Below are 3,665 nucleotides of genomic sequence, written 5' to 3'. Positions count from 1 at the left end.
TTTGCAAAAGAAGGTTACTACAGTTTATCGGCAAACTACAAACGATTAAAACTTTATGAAACCGCTGTATGCGTCTAAGCATGTACAGTGGTGTGAGAGGTGGCGAAGTTACTTTGTACCTTCGCTTCCTACTTTAATTTAAAATAGTCTGTCAGTTTTTTTGCTTTTGCTCTGCCAATTACTTTCGTTATTTTTTCCTCAGAAGCTTCTTTGATTTTTAACACCGATTTATATTTTTGCAAAAGTTTTTTTGCTGTTATTTCACTGATGCCCTTTATCTGTGTTAGTTCGCTTCCAATACTTTCGCGTAATCTTCTTCCCGAATGATGTTTTAGTCCGAAGCGGTGCGCCTCATCCCGCATCTGCTGAATTACTTTTAGCGTTTCGGATTTTTTATTGAGATACAGCGGAAGCGAATCACCGGGGAAATAAATCTCTTCCAGTTTTTTTGCAATGCCGATCACAGGTATTTTCCCTCCGAGTTTCAGATGCTCCAGACTTTTCATTGCTGCGCTAACCTGCCCTTTCCCACCATCAATAATGATTAAATGAGGCAAAGTCTGTTTTTCATCAAGCATTCGTTTGTATCTTCTGTAAATTACTTCTTCCATGGATGCAAAGTCATCGGGACCTTCAACAGATTTTATATTGAAGATGCGATAGTCTTTTTTGCTTGGCTTTGCATTTCTGAAAACTACGCAGGCAGAAACAGGATGCGCTCCCTGAATATTGGAATTGTCAAAACACTCAATATGTGCGGGCAAATCTTTCAGGTGTAAATCTTTCATCATCGTTTTAAGAATTCTGTCTGCAGATTTTTCTTTTGGAGTGAATGCCTGCCTGCTGATTTTATCTTTCCGGTAATATTCCGCATTGCGTTCAGAAAGTTCCAGGAGTTTTTTCTTATCACCGATTTTCGGAATAGTGAATTCAATATCCGGAAAATTTATTTCCAGTGAAAAGGGTACTATGATTTCCTTTGTTTCGCTGTGAAATCGCTGGCGAAGTTCAGCAATGGAAAGCAGAAGCAGTTCTTCTTTCGGCTCATCCAGTTTCTTCCTCATTTCAACAGTATGAGCCTGTACAATTGATCCGTTAATAACCTTTAGATAATTTACATAGCCGAAAGACTCATCGGTAATGATGGAAAACACATCCACATCTTCAATGGTTGGACTCACGATTACTGAACGGCTTTGGTATTTTTCCAATGAATCAATTTTCTCTTTTAGCATCTGTGCGGTTTCGAAATCATACTTTCCCGAATACTGCCACATGAGCTCTTTTAATTGTTTTATCACAGAGGAAATGTTTCCTTTCAATATTTGTTTTATCTGTGAAATGCTTTCGTTGTAATCTTCTTCCGGCTGAAAAGCTTCGCAGGGTCCTTTGCAGTTTTTTAAATGATATTCCAGACACACCTTGAATTTTTTCTTTTCAATATTTTCATTCGAGAGGAGAAGGGTGCAAGTTCTAAGCGGATAAAGTTTCTTTATCAAATTCAGAATGGTGTACATCGTTCGCAGCGAAGTATACGGACCAAAATACTGTGAGCCGTCACGAATAAAATTTCGTGTCTGAAAAATCCTTGGAAACCGCTCGTTCTTTATGCAAATCCACGGATAGGTTTTGTCATCTTTCAATGCCACGTTGTAGCGCGGCTGATATTTTTTGATGAGGTTGTTTTCGAGAAGCAGCGCGTCTAACTCTGTGCTTACTACTATAAATTTAATGTCAGCAATGCTGGTGACGAGGTAAAGCAATTTTCCATACTCGTGTTTTTTTGTGAAGTAAGAAGAAACCCGCTTCTTCAGATTTTTCGCCTTTCCTATATAAATTATTTTTCCGTGCTTATCGAAATACTGGTAAACGCCTGGACCATCAGGAAGGGAGCTGACAATGTTTAATAACGACTCAGAGAATTTCTTTTTCTCATTTGTCATTTAACGGAATCTGGTTTTGCGGGAAGAATTTCAGTTTTCGGTTCAACTTTGACAGAATCTGTTGTTACATTTTTTTTGGTTTTCCCCTTTTTCGGTTTTCCATTTTTCACCGGAGAAGAAGTTTTTGCAGAATCAGAAAATTCAGATTTTATTTCGAAGGACTTGTTTTTCCCTGCCGTATCAGGAGGAAGAATGTTTTCAGGGGCATTTTCAGAATCTACGATGGTTGGTGCAAGCGAAGATAGTTTTGAATTCTTTTTACTTTCTTTCACAGTTGCTTTCTGAACTTCGGTAATTTGTTTTTTCTCTTGCTTTGCTGTATCGGCAGTAAATTTTTTTTCAGTTAATGCAGCTGTGTCTGCCGGAGAAAGCGTATCTGCTGTAATGGCGGGCGAAACAGAAACCGATGCTGTTTGAGAATTTTCATAAGGATGAATAGTGGTAGTGGTGCCGGAAGGGGAAGCCGTCTCTTCCTTAATCTCATGAAATGAACTAATATATTTAATAATGAAAAATACGCCTATCACAGCCACAATAACAGAAGATGAAATGAAAATTTGTTTTTTGCTGATGCCTATGGAAATTGTTTTTTGTTCAGCGCTAAGCAGCACTTCAACTTCACTCCAATCTACAACAGGCAATTTGCTTTCAGGAGATTTTAATTTCTCTTGCAGAAAGTTATCGAGCTGATTCGTATTTGATATTTTTTTCATTAACGAAGCTTTCAACGATTAAATTATTTCGGAATCATTCTTGTGAGGTTTCTTCTCAGGTTAAACTTTGCCTTTGATAAACTGTCTTTAGAAGAATATTCGCTTATGTCAAGCAATTTTGAAATTTCAGCATGATTATATCCGTCCACTTCGTGCATATTGTACACTGCGCGGTAGGAAGGAGTGAGTTGCTGAAGCGCTTTGATAATGGCTTGTTTGCTGGCAAACTGCATTATTTTTTCGTCAGAAATTTCTTCTGAAGAAGATTTTTCTGCATCCCTCATGCTTACTGTGCTGCTTACAAAATATTCCCTCTTATTATGATGCATGTGCCGAACGGCAGACAGAACCATTTCTTTTTTTATCCATTCTCCTAAAGTAACCGATGGCGAATCTTTTTTTCTTTTTGTATTTTCTTCAGCAATATTTTTGAATCCGCTGAAAATATTTTTGAATCCGCTGAGCAAAATCTCTTTTGTTTCCTGCTGATTTTTTGCATAGCGAATACATACGTCCGTCATGGCAACTGCGTACATTTCAAATAACACCCGTTGGCAATTCCTTTCATGCTTCAGGCATCCGCGTATGAGTTCTTCTTCTGACATAGATTTTGAAGAGCAAACTTAAAGAATTTCTTTCTGATTACTTGTTTTGTTGTTATTAAAAAAGAAAAAACCCTTCCGATTGAGAGGGGTTTTCAAATAGAAGTAGTAATCAATTTTATTTTCTCAATAACGTTACAAATCCGCGCAGGGTTACTTCTCCGAATTTCGCGATGTAATAATAAGTTCCTTCAACGGCATTTTTCCCTTTCATATTTTTTCCATCCCAGCATTTATCAGCATCAGTGGTTTCAAACATTTTAATGCCCCATCTATCCCATACTTCCATGATAATACATTCAGCAAGTGCTGCTTGTAATGAATCCGGAGTTGTTATGTTGGGAACATTCTGAATGTCCATGGCAGGGTGGAAACAATCATTGTACCCGTCTCCGTTGGGGGTAAAC

4 protein-coding genes are annotated in these 3,665 nt (G+C 37.9%); all 4 read right to left on the bottom strand.

Annotation, left to right across the window (positions count from 1 at the left end):
• Positions 1–128 precede the first annotated feature (128 nt).
• Positions 129–1,943 (bottom strand): excinuclease ABC subunit UvrC, encoded by a 1,815-nt coding sequence (gene uvrC / locus HY841_11600; protein ID MBI4931401.1) that lies wholly within the window; start codon positions 1,941–1,943, stop codon positions 129–131.
• Entirely contained in the window at positions 1,940–2,656 is a 717-nt protein-coding gene (locus HY841_11595; GenBank protein MBI4931400.1) for a hypothetical protein, read from the bottom strand. The genes uvrC and HY841_11595 overlap by 4 nt, the downstream gene beginning before the upstream one ends.
• Before the next feature lie 23 nt (positions 2,657–2,679).
• On the bottom strand, positions 2,680–3,261 hold the full coding sequence (locus HY841_11590; GenBank protein ID MBI4931399.1) for a sigma-70 family RNA polymerase sigma factor: 582 nt from the start codon (positions 3,259–3,261) through the stop codon (positions 2,680–2,682).
• A gap of 115 nt (positions 3,262–3,376) precedes the next feature.
• Positions 3,377–3,665 (bottom strand): gliding motility-associated C-terminal domain-containing protein (locus tag HY841_11585; protein ID MBI4931398.1); only part of this gene is annotated, 289 nt, incomplete at its 5' end.

The organism is Bacteroidota bacterium, from assembly GCA_016213405.1.
GTDB lineage: Bacteria > Bacteroidota > Bacteroidia > Palsa-948 > Palsa-948 > Palsa-948.
Note: the sequence above shows the minus strand (reverse complement) of the source record. Positions and strands in the feature narration are given on the sequence as shown.

Excerpts from the sequence above, each read along its gene's own strand:
- uvrC (MBI4931401.1), bottom strand. The coding sequence starts at position 1,943 with ATGACAAATGAGAAAAAGAAATTCTCTGAGTCGTTATTAAACATTGTC.
- HY841_11595 (MBI4931400.1), bottom strand. The coding sequence starts at position 2,656 with ATGAAAAAAATATCAAATACGAATCAGCTCGATAACTTTCTGCAAGAG.
- HY841_11590 (MBI4931399.1), bottom strand. The coding sequence starts at position 3,261 with ATGTCAGAAGAAGAACTCATACGCGGATGCCTGAAGCATGAAAGGAAT.